This window comes from Chloroflexota bacterium, from assembly GCA_013152435.1.
In the GTDB taxonomy this organism is placed as follows: domain Bacteria; phylum Chloroflexota; class Anaerolineae; order DUEN01; family DUEN01; genus DUEN01.
Map to the genome: position 1 here is coordinate 48,833 of JAADGJ010000037.1, position 12,444 is coordinate 61,276.

A 12,444-nucleotide genomic window follows, 5' to 3' on the forward strand; every position below is an offset into this window, starting at 1 on the left:
CTTTTCTGGCCTGTACGTGCCTTTCTCGGCCCTTCCTGAAGGGCTCAGGCCGAGGCCAGGCAGGTCGAAGGCAAAAGAAAGAGAGAGCCCGCCGGATGGTCCGGCGGGCTCTTTCTCGCTCGCAGAGACGAACCACGTCTAGCGATAATCGATCCGATCGGCGGGAACGTAAAGCAGGCCACCCCAGTAGGCCCGACCATCACGCTCCACGATCAACAGGAAGCCGTCATCCTGCTGGTCCTCCCCCCATCCGGTGGAATAGACGATCATGCGCACATCGGCGGGGAAGGTCACACGCCCGGCCAACAACCCCTGCGCGTCAACGGAGGGATCAACGGTGACATCGCCCGGGCCGAGATACACGTCCTTCAGCTGCTCGATGGCCTCATCAGGCGTCAACACCTGACCCTCCGCGTGATAGAGGCCGATGGAGAAGGCATCGGGCGGCATGAAGTCCCGCAGATCGTCGTAATTCTTGGTCCGGATCGCCTCGCTCAGAAGATCGATGACCGGGTCCAGGTCCAACCCTTGCAGCCGCACGGTAACCGAGTTCAGATGCTCTACGGCGCCATCACGAGGGCTCACGCTGTAAACCTGGATGCGGCCGAATTGCGTGTTCAGAGGCACGACGAACGGGACGGTCGCCGTGAAGGGCCCTCGCTGGCCCATATCGGCATCGATGAACCCGATGCCCAGGCCGACCTCCTTGCCCGCCTCGTCCAGGATCCGCACCGTGACCTGCTGCTCGAAGGCGGAGGCCAGGCCGGTCACCGTCACCGGGCTCACGACCGTCTGATTCTGGGCGGGGCTGAGGATGCGGATGACCTCATCGCACGCGCACTCGCCCGGGGCGGGCGGCTGAGCGATGGGAACCGGTGTCGGAGCACCGGCAGAGGGGGGCAGCTCAGGGGTCGGCGTCGGCGACGGGATGGCCTCGGGCGTCGGCGTCGACGGCGTGGGTGTAGCCTCAGGCACCGTCGTGGGCGGCAGGGTCGTCGGCGCGGGCACGTTGGGGATCACCAGCTTCTGCCCCACGAAGATCAGGTGGGGGTTGCGCAGCCCGTTGGCTCGCATCAGCTCGCCCACGGTGACGTTGTAGCGCTCCGCGATCCCTTGCAGCGTCTGTCCACGCTGCACGACGTGGATCAGCACCTCAGCCGGCGTCGGGGTCACGGTGGCCGTCTCGGTCGCGGCAGGCGTCTCCTCCGCCACCGGGATCACCAGCTTCTGCCCCACGAAGATCACGTTGGGGTTGCGCAGCCCGTTGGCCCGCATGATCTCCACCACCGTGACGCCATACCGCTCGGCGATGAAATAGAGGGTCTCCCCCGGCCGAACGACATGCACGACCTGGGACTCCTGGGCGACGACGGCCGGCACCAACAACAGCCCCAATAGCAGCACGATCAACAGGCTCATGCACAGGCGCCCCCGGGCCCGTCGTGGAAGTCGAGATACCAACATAGGCTCATCTCCTTATGACCGGACAAGATGGGCGATGAATGGCTTAAATCGAAAGGTGTTTCCAGTATAGCATAAACTGGATGCGCTCACAACCAACGATGGACAAGAGGGGAATCCCCTCAGGCATCGGGATATCCTTCACCAAACGAGAGCAGCGCTCACCCGTCGAGGGTGAGTCGGGTGAATGCACGGTCGGGAATGGGCCTCACGGTGAGACCACCATAAATGCTCCCAGCATCCAAAACAATCCGTGTGCAACGTAGGGGGCCACGATGCCTCCCGACCTCTCCCGCAACCATCCCAAGATAACGCCCGTTACAAACGCCGCAGCGAATTCTATGAAATGCCCTAAATAGCCAAGGTGGGCCACGGAAAAGATCACCGCCTGCCACATGATCGCCTGCCCACCTCCCACCTTCTCCGCCAGCAGCGGCTGCAGATATCCCCGATAGAGATTTTCCTCCACCCACGCGGCCAAACCAAAGGCAAAAAACGCCACCACCAGGATTCGGGACAAACTGGGCACGAGTGTTTCGGGAGGCTCCATGTTCCCCCCCAACATCGCCCATACAACCACGTTGATGTAAATCAAAATGAAGCCCAAAAAGCCCAAGCCTATGGCCTTGACCGCCCCTTCCCTCCTCCAGCCTAATTCTCGCCACGACGTCCCCGTTAACCAGACGATGCCCCCCGCGATGAGCCCGATCGCCATGAGAAGAAACCAAAGCAACAAAAAGAACACGAAAGCGACCGATGTCTGAAAGTCAGGGGAATCAAACCATCGCCGCCACATAACGGTTTGGGAGAAACGCCCTAGCGAGAACACAAGAACCAGGATGATCCCCCACACAAGGCGGTTCTGCTGAAACCATGTCCGGTGACCCCATCTTTCTACGCTCGCATGTTCCATTTCTTTCCTTCCCCAAAGAAGTACCTAACGACCGGATATCCGGATGTGGGCATCTGCCGGCAAGGCCATGCCCAACGTGACCTCGATCGCCTTCACAATGCCACTGTACACCGGACAGCCGGGATGGGGGATCGTCTTCCGAAATAGTCCCTGCAATGGGGTGTCCCCATTCTCATCTCTTGGCCGTATCACCTCCTGAAACCCATCCAGGATTCGCCCATCCAGCGCGTCCGCCAGCCGCGTGATATTGGCGCACTGGCTGGTAATCGTGATTCGCACCCCCGCGCCGTCCTGGGAGGCCACACACACCTCGGACCGAAATCCACATACGCCCGAATCCACGATCGCACTACCCATGTCCGCTCACCATATATCACTCAGGTCGACGAGCGCGCACGGTCCGTCGGGCGTCCAGAAACATGGGATGCAACACGGTGATGATCCTCGCCATCCGCTCCCCCACCCGCTCCAGGAACGCGGCATCATAGGGCTGGAGCGGGATCGTCTCGTACACCTTCGTCCACCCCCGATCCCACGGCTCCGCCTCGAACCCCTCGCCCAGCGCCGCCTTTACCTCCACCAGATGGGCCTGGAAATAGGCCAGCAACGCCTGGTTCTCCTGCGAGGAGCGGCTCTCGAAGTGCAGCCCGAGCTCCAGCCGATCGCCGAACCGCAGGCTCGTGCGAACGACCTCGTAGTGCAAACGAGGGATATCCTCGTAAAGCTGGCAGCCGAAGCTCCACACCCGATGTTGGAAACGCGGCAACCCCGGCGGGAGATAGCGTGTGATCGCCCCCGGGAGTTGCCGCATGAACTCACTGCTTCGCACCAGTATACCTGCCTTATGCCTGTCGTCCGTCCAGACCCAGGTCGGAGGCGATATCCTGCATCGCCTTCAGAACCAGCGCGATGTGATCATTCAGATCCTCGCCCAGGTCGGCCGTGAAACGCTCGATATCCTGGCGATTGATCGCCGCGGCAAAGGCCTTGCTCTTCCACTTCTTGCGCACGGACTTTACCGTGGCATCACGCAGGTCCTTGGAAGGGCGCACGTAGCCCACGGCCATGATGAGCCCAGTAAGCTCATCGACGGCCATCAGCGTCTTGTCCAGCAAGCTCTCCCGGGGCACGTTGAGGTGTTCCGCATGCGCCTCGACCGCGTGGATGAGCTCCTCCGGCCACTGAAGCTCCCGGAGCACGCGCAGGGCCGCGCGAGGGTGACCGTTCTCCGGATCGTTCATGTCCGGATAGCGCTCGAAGTCCAGATCGTGCACCAGCCCGGTGATCCCCCAGAGCTCCTCATCCTCTCCATACTTGCGCGCGTATGCGCGCATGGCGGCCTCCACGGCCAGGAGATGTTTCCGCAGGCTATCGGACGAAACCCACTCGCACACCAGGTTCCACGCCTCTTCTCGGGTCGGTCGAGCCATCACGCTCCTCCCGCAGTGATGTGTGAACTGGGAACGATGATAGCACAGGGAAGGGTGACGAGCAAGCGCCTGGGGCTGGGCCGGCGGCAGGAATACGCGTACAGGCCGCCGCAGTTGCGGCGGCCTGTACACTTCCTGACGGTTGATGGAGGTGTAAGTATTTGGACCGGATCACATCCTCATTCTGGGTGGGATAGGAGGTGTGACCTTTCTCAAGCCGCTGTCTGAATCGCTCTCGCCCGCGCTGATGAACAAGCGATAGCCGATGTTGATCCCAAACCGGTTCTCCTTCTCCGCCACGCGCACCAGGTAACGCCCTGTCTCAGGAGCCTGCCAGATCAATCGGGCGGCCTTGCTTCCCGCAAAATCATCGTTCTCGGCCAGCAATTGGGGCACTTCATCGGCCGTGAATAGGGCCAGAACCGGATCCGTATCGCCCAACAAACCTTCCGTAGCGATCAAATAATACTGCCCCGCCTTGGCCTCAAAGGATACCCAATCCACATCACCGGGAACGCCGAACAGATGGAATTGCGCGTCGCCATCGACCTCAATGAGCTTCGCCTCCTCGGGCACGTCATCACATTCAAAAGCATCCACCGCCGTAGAGGAGGTGACGGGCGGCACCGCATGGATCACGCCGATGCTGGAGGTGACCCCGCCGGGGGTCTGCTCATCGGCCAGCGCACCGGTGATGAGTATCGTCGACAGCATCAGGCAAGCCAGCAGAAACGCTATCGCGAATCGGGACTTCCTGATCACCATACCTGTGTTTCCTTTCGCTTCGTTTATCAGATTCCACAGATACTATACCAGGTATATTTGTCGCCGTCAATGAAGATCCCTTGCAATCAGCTTACACTCCCTGACTCGGCAGCCGTCTGCCCTTTTGTAGCGCCACATAGATCCGTGGGCGGGAGGGGAGGGCATTCCCCTGCAGCCCCGGTCAATCGCAGAAGGAGCGCGCCGCCCTCAGGCGACGCGCTCAGACGCCATCACTCGTATGGCGTCCCCTGGCGAAGTTCCCCACGGCCTCATCGGCGTGCAGGAGGATCACGAAGCGCCCACGCCGGCCGCAAAAGCCGCATGCCCACCGATCGCAGGGCCTACCCATGCCCACGGGTGAGGGTAACTTCCCTCATACGGTATACCTCCATACGGCTGGAAATGTCATAAACGTAACATAAATTCGACTGAAACGCTGTCACCGGGCGGTACCGATCCGCATAGAAAAAGGGGAGGATACATAGCATATCCTCCCCCTGTTCTGCGTAGGCGCACAGGGCACCATCACACCTCGGTGACCACCGGCAAGATCATGGGACGTCGATGCGTCTCGTCGTACAGGAACTTGCCCAGCACGTCCTTGACGGTGCTCTCAACGGCCCGGGGCGAGCAGCACGAGCTGTCCAGAAGCGCCCGCTCCACCCGTCGCGCGGCCTCGTCCAGGAGGTCACCGGCTTCGCGCAGGTAGACGAATCCTCGGCTCACCAGCTCCGGCGGCCCGGCCGGCTCGCCGGTGGCCTGATCGACGGGGACGACGGCGATGACGAAGCCATCCCGGGCCAGGGCCTCCCGGTCTCGAAGCACCGCCGGCCCGATGTCCCCGACGCCGGAACCGTCCACGAAGACGTAGCCGCCGGGCACACGCTCGCCCACCCGGCCAACGCCGTCCTCGAACTCGATGACCGTGCCGTTCTCCACGACGAAGATGTTCTCCGGCGACATGCCCAGCATCCTGGCCGTGCGCGCGTGGGCGTGCAAGTGACGCAGCTCCCCGTGAATCGGGATGAAATACTTGGGCTTGACCAAAGCCAACAACAGCTTCTGCTCCTCCTGGCTGGCGTGTCCGGAGACATGCACCTGCGCCAACGGAGGATAGATCACCTCTGCGCCGCGCTGGAACAGCTTGTTGATCACCCGCGCCACCACTTCCTCATTGCCCGGAATCGGATTGGCCGAAAGAATGACCGTATCCCCCGGTATGATGTTGATGTCGCGATGGGCGCCGCGTGCGATGCGCGCCAGCGCCGCCCCGGGCTCGCCCTGGCTGCCGGTGACCAGCAGCACGACCTGCTCCGGGGGCAAGCGCCGGATCTCCTCCAGCGAGACCAGGGTCCCGGCCGGGACGTCCAGATAGCCCAGCTTCTGAGCCATGCGGACGTTCTCCAGCAGAGAGTACCCGGCCAACGCGATCTTGCGATCGTGTCGGGCAGCGCAGTTGATGACCTGCTGCACCCGGGAGATCAACGAGGAGAACGTGGCGATGATGATGCGCCCCGGCGCGTCCCGGAAGATCTCATCGAATACCGGGTCGATCACCTTCTCCGACGGGGTGAACCCCGGACGCTCCGCGCCGGTGGAGTCGGCCATCAGCGCCAACACACCCTCGCGTCCCAGCTCGGCCAACCGCCCGAAATCCGCCCCCACTCCATGCGTCGGGGTGTAATCGAACTTGAAGTCCCCAGAGTGAATCAACAAGCCCACCGGCGTACGGATCGCGAGCCCCACCCCATCCGGGATGGAGTGATTCATGGCCAGGAACTCCACCTGGAACGCGCCGATCGAGATCTGATCCCCCACCTGGACGGTGTGAAGCGCCGTCGTGTTGGCCAGGCCCTGTCGCTTCAACTTACCCTCGATGAACCCAAAGGCAAGGCGCGTGGCATAGACCGGAGCCTGCATCTCCTGCAACAGATAGGGCAGCGCGCCGATGTGATCCTCGTGACCGTGGGTGATGACGATGCCGACCACCCGATCGAACTTATCCCGTAGATACGACCAATCCGGGATCACCAGATCCACGCCCCACATGTCGTTCTCCGGGAACATGACACCCACGTCAACGATCAATATATCCTGACCGTATTCAATGGCCATCATGTTCTTACCGATTTCCCCCAGACCTCCTAGGGGAACAATACGTAATACCTTACTCATTGTCGTTTCCTTCCTCCTGAAACATCACGGTCCCTGTCTGGACCCGTGTTGGTTTTCCATTTCTCTTCAAAGTCTATGAATCAATAACCCCGGCCATCGCGCCGGGGTTTGAAAGTGCATCGTGATTTCAACCAGTATGGATCTCACACCGTGATCCGCTTATCAGGCAGACCATCGTCGATCATCTCTCTGATCCTCAAACGCTTTGGGCTTCGCCATCATATCCGAGGCGACCCCGGCGTAGGCCCGTGCCGCAAATGTCGCTCACAACAAAACACCGCGAAGTCAACTGCCTCTTCGCGGCGGATCGCTACACGTGGCAAAGTATGCTTCGACACTACTATACCGTAAGAAGGGCTTTACGTCAATTTCGGGGAGGCCCGTTGTGACAGCCCCACGGGAACGTGAGAGCGTGTCTGAAAATTTACCGGCAAGATGTCTGAGGGTTCCCCTCAACGACCAGCTCCACAGGGGGAGGTGTAGAGGGGGCCTCCCCTCCACGGAAATCCCACTTTTCCGGAAGGACGCGACCCTCAGATCTTCCCCCGCCTTGGGGAGCTGGAAGCCGCTCCAGGCCCCAACCGGGCAGTCTCCGCACTTGCCCTCCCTCCAAATTGCCGAGTTACAGGATCGCCTATAGAATCCGGCCTGGACCCGGACGCGGAGGAGGAATGATCGCACATCCCCAACACCATCCCCCAGATACGCAACCCCTCTTCACCCCGTTTGAGGCGAGGAGGCTGGAGCGCGCCCTGCGCGTGGCACTGATGCTCCGAGGGCTAGCGCTCACCATCTTCGGCGCGGTGCTCCCCGCCGTGATGAGTACCTTTGGCCTGGACAACGCGCGAGCCAGCCTGCTGCCCCTGGTGGGTGGGCTGGGCGCGGCCACCGCCGCGCTGGGGATTGGCCCCCTGGCCGACCACTGGGGGCCACGGCGCGTAATGCTGCTGACGGCGGCGATGCTCCTCGCGGCCGCTCTGATCATCGGCCTCGCGCCCGCCTGGGCCATCTTCATCCTCGGCGCGTTCCTGATCAACTGGGGAGCGGGCGGGATGGCGACCGCGGTCAGCGTGCTGCTCACCCTGGCCTATCGCGGACGCAGCGGGGCGGCTTTCAACCGCAATTTCCTGTTCGTCGGCGTCGGATCGCTGATCAGCCCCCTGGTAGCCGGGGCCATCCTGGCGACGGTGGGCTCATGGCGATGGGTCTTCGCCACACTGTCGGCGGCCTTCGTGATCCTGCTCATAACCGTCGCTCGGGCTCCCTATCCGCCCCCGGGGCCTCGAGCGGACACATCCCGCCCCACCGATGGACAACCCTGGTGGCGTCGGCGTGTGCTGGTGCTCTGCGCGCTGGCGCTGGTCTGTTACGTGGGGGCAGAGGCGGCGATGACCACATGGGCCGCCCGCTTCCTGGCGGCCGAACGCGGCGCGCCCATCGCGCTCTCGGCGACGGTGGTCTCCGCCTTCTGGGCCGGGATGATCGTGGGGCGCTACGGGTTCAGTCGGCTCCTCCGCCCGGGGAATGAGAAGCGCCTGGTAGGGATCGCGGGCGCCATAGGCACCGGCGCGGTGCTGGGATTCATCTGGATCCCTGGGATCCCCGGCCCTCTGCTGGCCGTCATCATAGGCGGACTGGCCTTTGGCGGCATGTGGCCCACCATCATGAGCTACGCGGCCGCACGGGCCGAGGGCAGCACCGGCGCGGCGTCCGGATTGCTCATCGCGCTGGGATTCCTGGGCGCCTTGACCGTGCCGGCACTCGTGGGCGTGCTCTCCATGTGGACGGGGTTAGGGGCCGCGTTGGGGCTGGTGGCCGTCTCCATGGCGCTGTCCGCCGTCCTGTTCTATCTGGCATAACCCACGTTGTCCCGCACGAGGGCGGACGATATAATGGGCCCAGAGGTGCTCCCATGCGCGTGGTCATCCTATCCAAAGCCCTGCTGATCGCCGCCTACCGGGGCAAGCTGGAGGCTTTGGCTCGACATCCGGACATCGACCTGGTCGCCATCGTGCCGCCGAGATGGCGCGATCGGCGCGGGGATGTCCGGATGGAGGCCGGGCCCACTCCCGGCTACCGATTGATCGTCACGCCCATCTGGCTCAGCGGCCATTACCATCTCCACTTCTACCCTCAGCTCAGCCGATGGCTGCACACGCTGCGCCCCGATGTCGTCCACGTGGACGAGGAACCCTACAATCTGGCCACATGGCTTGCCGTCCGACAGGCGGGGCGAGTCGGCGCTCGCGTCTGCTTCTTCACCTGGCAAAACCTGCTGCGCCGTTATCCGCCACCCTTCCGCTGGTTCGAGCGAGACTGCTACCGGCGGTCCGACCATGCCATCGCCGGCAACCAAGAGGCCGCCCGGGTGCTACGCGCCAAGGGGTACACAGGCCCCATCTCCGTGATCCCTCAATTCGGCGTCGATCCCGACCAGTTCACGCCGGGAGAGCCGCCGGAGGCCCCGTTCACCGTGGGATACGCGGGCGGGCTCATCCCGGAGAAGGGGGTGGAGCTCCTGATCCGGGCCATGGCGGGCATACCGGGGAAGTGGGAGCTCCGGCTGGCCGGCGAGGGGCCCGAACGCCCGCGGCTCCGAGAAATGACACGGACGCTCGGGATCGAGGATCGGGTGACCTTCCTCCCCCGGCTGAAATCCACGGACATGCCCGCCTTCTACCAGGGGCTGCATGTCCTGGTCCTCCCCTCACAGGAGCGCCCTAACTGGAAGGAGCAATTCGGGCGCGTCCTGATCGAGGCCATGGCCTGCGAGGTCCCCGTGATCGGATCGGACTGCGGCGAGATCCCAAACGTCATCGGCGATGCAGGTCTCCTCTTTCCTCAGGGAGACGAAGGGGTGCTTCGCGAGCATCTGATGCGCTTGCAGGTGGATGTCGACCTTCGTCGCACCCTGGGCGCCCTCGGGAGGAAGCGCGTGCTGGCGCATTTCACCCACGCCCGGGTGGCCGCCCGAACGGCCGAGGTCTACCGGGCGCTGGCCTCCTCACGTTGAGCAAGTTGTAAACTGGCTCCTTGGGAGCCATGTGGTATAATGAAATGTGGTTTTAGAACAATCGACCGTTCGGGTGGGGCTCAACGCGCAACTGCTGTTCCTGGGCGAGACGTATCGTAGCGCGGGGATTCATCGCTACATCCAGCAGTTGCTATACGCGTTACCTCCCGCCGCTCCTGGGTGGCAGCTGACGGCGTTTGTAGGGGATACCCGGTTTCAAGCCCCGGCGGGGCTGACCGTGCGTTACTCCTGCTGGTCCACGGAAAGCCCGTGGCGAAGGATCCTGTGGGAACAGATCGCGCAGCCGTGGGTTGTCCGACAGGAGCGGTTGCATCTACTACATGCGCTGGCGTATGTAACTCCCATCGTTGCGCCCTGCCCCACCGTCGTCACCGTCCACGATCTCAGTTTCGTACGCTATCCTGAGGCGTTCCGGCCGCTGAATCGCCTGTACCGATGACGCGCCGCAGCGTGCTGCGGGCGAGACGGATCATCGCCGACTCGTTCAGCACCCGGGATGATCTGGTGCAAACCTGGAACATCCCGAGCGAGCGTATCTCCGTAGTGCATGTCGGCGTGGAAAAGGTCTATCGCCCGGCGCCACCGGAGGCGGTGGAGGCATTTCGCAGGCGGCGAGGCCTGCCTGAACGTTTCGTGCTGTACCTGGGCACCCTGGAGCCGCGCAAGAACGTGATCGCGGCGGTGGAGGCGTTTGCCCGGTGGATCCAGGCGACGGGTGACCGGACGACCTGGCTGATCCTGGGTGGCGCCAAGGGGTGGTATTATGAGCAGATCTTCAGCCGGGTGCAGGAGCTGGGGATCACGGACCGGGTGCGATTCCCGGGATATATCCCCTCCGCCGAGTTACCCGACTGGTATCGAGCGGCAGAGGTATTTCTTTATCCATCCCTGTACGAGGGTTTCGGTCTGCCTCCGCTGGAGGCGATGGCTTGTGGGACGCCTGTGATCACATCGAATACATCTTCCCTACCAGAAGTGGTCGGCGACGCAGCGTTGAAAGTAGACCCTCATGACGTCGAAGCGATCGCCGAGGCGTTGGCGCGTTTGCTAGAGGATGCCGACCTGCGCCGGCAGCTGCGCGAGGCCGGCCTGGAGCGCGCCCGCCTATTCTCCTGGGAGCGAACGGCACGTGAGACTATCGCTGCCTATCACCTGGCCCTGGGAAAGACCCCACCCGGCCAGTAAACGGTTCCATCGTTGGTTGGGGCTGCTGCTGATCGTCTCCGACGCGGTGCTCATCAACGTCGCGTTCGCCATCGCGTACTGGATTCGATACGACCTGCAGTGGTTCCGGGCGGTGGATCCGGCCTATAACACCAGCTATCAGGCCTATCTTCCCTTCGTCGTGGTCCTGACCTTCCTCCTCCTGATCGCGTTCCGCCTGGAGGGAGTGTACAGCCTGCGTCGTGGCGCCACCTGGCTCGATGAGGTCTACGCCATCGTGAACGGCACGACGACCGGCATCATCATCATGGTGGTCGTCACGTTCTTCTACCGCCCGCTGTTCTACTCTCGCCTGATCTTTCTCTACGCGGCCGTTCTGATCCCCTCCGTGCTCGCGTTCTCGCGCGCCGTCAAGTCCGTCGTGGTCGCCCGCCTGCGCAGGCGCGGCGTCGGCGTGGATCACGTCCTGATCGTGGGCGTCGGCGAAACAGGGCTCACCGTGCTGCGCAACCTGGTGGCCCAACCGGAATATGGATATCGGGTGCTGGGCTTCCTGGATGATAATCCGGAGAGGGGCCGACGGGACATCGGGCCCTTTAAAGCGCTGGGCGGCATCGACAACCTGACCCGGATCCTCTCGACGTACCGGGTCGACGAGGTCATCGTGGCGCTGCCATGGCAGTACCACGGACGGATCGCCCGCGTGATCTCCGAGGCGGGGCGGGCCGGCGTACGCGTGCGGATCGTCCCGGATCTGCTGCAACTCAGCCTGAACCGCGTGCATCTGGATCAGGTCGCCGGCATCCCGCTCCTGAGCGTGCGAGAGGGCACCCTGACCAGCTGGGACCGGCTGATCAAGCGGGCCATGGATATCACCATCGCCGGGCTGGGCACGATCCTGCTCGCCCCCCTGATGGCGCTCATCGCGCTGGCGATCCGCCTGGACTCACCCGGCCCCGTGCTGTTCCGACAGACGCGAGTGGGGCGTGGGGGGAAGCCCTTTACCATATACAAGTTCCGCTCCATGGTGGTCAACGCGGAGGAGATCCGCGCTCAGCTGGATGAGCTCAACGAGGCGGACGGCCCCATCTTTAAGATCAGGGATGACCCCCGCAGGACGCGAGTCGGGCGCTTCCTGCGACGGTCCAGCCTGGATGAGCTCCCCCAGCTCTTCAACGTGTTGCGCGGCGAGATGAGCCTGGTGGGGCCGCGACCGGCCCTGCCCAGCGAGGTCGCGCAGTATCAGGAATGGCACAAGAAACGATTGGAGGTGTCGCCGGGGATCACCGGATTGTGGCAGGTCAGCGGACGCAGCAAGCTCTCCTTCGACGAGATGGTCCTGCTGGACATCTACTATGTGGAGAACTGGTCCCCCCTGCTGGACCTGCGCATCATGCTGAAGACGATCCCGCTGGTGCTACTAGGCGAGGGGGCGTACTAACGCGGCGCTCCTGTCCCGCCGGCGCGGTGTCGGCAGCGGAACGGGAACGCCCCCTCGGACG

The 12,444-nt window shown here is 63.2% G+C and carries 12 protein-coding genes; 5 read left to right on the plus strand and 7 right to left on the minus strand.

The genetic code is table 11. The features are described 5' to 3' along the window. Positions 1–138: 138 nt before the first annotated feature. From GXP39_04805 to GXP39_04835, 7 genes are all read right to left on the minus strand, one after another. Positions 139–1,464 carry a LysM peptidoglycan-binding domain-containing protein gene (locus tag GXP39_04805; protein ID NOZ27359.1) on the minus strand — a complete coding sequence of 442 codons (1,326 nt, stop codon included), beginning with the start codon at positions 1,462–1,464 and terminating at the stop codon, positions 139–141. A 205-nt stretch (positions 1,465–1,669) separates the two neighbouring features. After that, positions 1,670–2,374 (minus strand): CPBP family intramembrane metalloprotease, encoded by a 705-nt coding sequence (locus tag GXP39_04810; GenBank protein ID NOZ27360.1) that lies wholly within the window; start codon positions 2,372–2,374, stop codon positions 1,670–1,672. Positions 2,375–2,398: 24 nt separating this feature from the next. After that, positions 2,399–2,653, minus strand: coding sequence for a hypothetical protein (locus GXP39_04815; protein ID NOZ27361.1), 255 nt, complete (start codon positions 2,651–2,653; stop codon positions 2,399–2,401). Positions 2,654–2,747: 94 nt separating this feature from the next. Beyond that, positions 2,748–3,203 carry a hypothetical protein gene (locus GXP39_04820; GenBank protein NOZ27362.1) on the minus strand — a complete coding sequence of 152 codons (456 nt, stop codon included), beginning with the start codon at positions 3,201–3,203 and terminating at the stop codon, positions 2,748–2,750. A gap of 13 nt (positions 3,204–3,216) precedes the next feature. Continuing rightward, the gene (locus tag GXP39_04825) at positions 3,217–3,804 is read right to left on the minus strand and encodes an HDIG domain-containing protein (GenBank protein NOZ27363.1); all 588 of its coding nucleotides are present in this window, start codon (positions 3,802–3,804) and stop codon (positions 3,217–3,219) included. 171 nt (positions 3,805–3,975) lie between these two features. Next, positions 3,976–4,569, minus strand: a complete 594-nt coding sequence (locus GXP39_04830) for a hypothetical protein (protein ID NOZ27364.1) — start codon at positions 4,567–4,569, stop codon at positions 3,976–3,978. A gap of 525 nt (positions 4,570–5,094) precedes the next feature. Beyond that, a complete protein-coding gene (locus GXP39_04835; protein ID NOZ27365.1) occupies positions 5,095–6,744 on the minus strand; it encodes a ribonuclease J in 1,650 nt (549 codons plus the stop codon). Positions 6,745–7,415: 671 nt separating this feature from the next. On the opposite strand from GXP39_04835, the gene GXP39_04840 reads away from it, so the two are divergent. From GXP39_04840 to GXP39_04860, 5 genes are read left to right on the plus strand one after another with little or no spacing between them, the layout of a single operon-like run. Then, positions 7,416–8,603, plus strand: coding sequence for an MFS transporter (locus GXP39_04840; protein ID NOZ27366.1), 1,188 nt, complete (start codon positions 7,416–7,418; stop codon positions 8,601–8,603). Positions 8,604–8,656: 53 nt separating this feature from the next. Next, on the plus strand, positions 8,657–9,757 hold the full coding sequence (locus GXP39_04845) for a glycosyltransferase family 4 protein (protein NOZ27367.1): 1,101 nt from the start codon (positions 8,657–8,659) through the stop codon (positions 9,755–9,757). A 46-nt stretch (positions 9,758–9,803) separates the two neighbouring features. Then, positions 9,804–10,217: a glycosyltransferase family 4 protein gene (locus GXP39_04850; protein ID NOZ27368.1), complete on the plus strand. Its 414-nt coding sequence runs from the start codon at positions 9,804–9,806 to the stop codon at positions 10,215–10,217. Beyond that, the gene (locus tag GXP39_04855) at positions 10,214–10,963 is read left to right on the plus strand and encodes a glycosyltransferase family 4 protein (GenBank protein NOZ27369.1); all 750 of its coding nucleotides are present in this window, start codon (positions 10,214–10,216) and stop codon (positions 10,961–10,963) included. Before GXP39_04850 ends, GXP39_04855 begins: the two co-directional genes overlap by 4 nt. Further along, a complete protein-coding gene (locus tag GXP39_04860) occupies positions 10,908–12,383 on the plus strand; it encodes an undecaprenyl-phosphate glucose phosphotransferase (GenBank protein NOZ27370.1) in 1,476 nt (491 codons plus the stop codon). The genes GXP39_04855 and GXP39_04860 overlap by 56 nt, the downstream gene beginning before the upstream one ends. The last annotated feature ends 61 nt before the right edge of the window (positions 12,384–12,444 follow it).

Excerpts from the sequence above, each read along its gene's own strand:
- GXP39_04805 (NOZ27359.1), bottom strand. The coding sequence starts at position 1,464 with ATGTTGGTATCTCGACTTCCACGACGGGCCCGGGGGCGCCTGTGCATG.
- GXP39_04810 (NOZ27360.1), bottom strand. The coding sequence starts at position 2,374 with ATGGAACATGCGAGCGTAGAAAGATGGGGTCACCGGACATGGTTTCAG.
- GXP39_04825 (NOZ27363.1), bottom strand. The coding sequence starts at position 3,804 with ATGGCTCGACCGACCCGAGAAGAGGCGTGGAACCTGGTGTGCGAGTGG.
- GXP39_04830 (NOZ27364.1), bottom strand. The coding sequence starts at position 4,569 with ATGGTGATCAGGAAGTCCCGATTCGCGATAGCGTTTCTGCTGGCTTGC.
- GXP39_04835 (NOZ27365.1), bottom strand. The coding sequence starts at position 6,744 with ATGAGTAAGGTATTACGTATTGTTCCCCTAGGAGGTCTGGGGGAAATC.
- GXP39_04840 (NOZ27366.1), top strand. The coding sequence starts at position 7,416 with ATGATCGCACATCCCCAACACCATCCCCCAGATACGCAACCCCTCTTC.
- GXP39_04845 (NOZ27367.1), top strand. The coding sequence starts at position 8,657 with ATGCGCGTGGTCATCCTATCCAAAGCCCTGCTGATCGCCGCCTACCGG.
- GXP39_04855 (NOZ27369.1), top strand. The coding sequence starts at position 10,214 with ATGACGCGCCGCAGCGTGCTGCGGGCGAGACGGATCATCGCCGACTCG.